Origin of the sequence: Burkholderia sp. SIMBA_051, assembly GCF_046534915.1 — a bacterium.
GTDB classification, from domain to species: Bacteria; Pseudomonadota; Gammaproteobacteria; order Burkholderiales; family Burkholderiaceae; genus Burkholderia; species Burkholderia ambifaria.
Map to the genome: position 1 here is coordinate 1 of NZ_JAWRXS010000107.1, position 339 is coordinate 339.

Genomic DNA, 339 nt, shown 5'->3' on the forward strand with positions numbered 1-339 from the left:
CCGGTGCGTTGCGCCAATTCCCCGATATTCATTCCTGACCTTGTAGAAAAACACCGGCGAAACGCCGGTAAATGCATGGCCGCGAGCCATGCGACGATCCGCCACGGCGCGCGGCCCGCGGCGAATCGCGGACTGCGCGGGCTTACTTGGCAGCGGCGGCAGGCGCGGCCTGCACCTTGTTGGGCGGACGCACCGGCACGGCGGGCAGCGGCGCGGCGCCATCCGGCTTGACGAAGGTCAGCGTGGCCACATAGCCGATGGCGTCGTAGTGCTCGGGTCCGCTTGCGCCCGGACGATCACCCGGCGTGCGGTCGATGTGCATGGTGCGCAGCACGTACT

General features: G+C 68.4%; 1 pseudogene. It reads right to left on the reverse strand.

The features are described from left to right. Positions 1 to 142: 142 nt before the first annotated feature. A pseudogene (locus SB771_RS33760) lies at positions 143 to 339 on the reverse strand (cobalt ABC transporter substrate-binding protein); the annotation flags it as partial.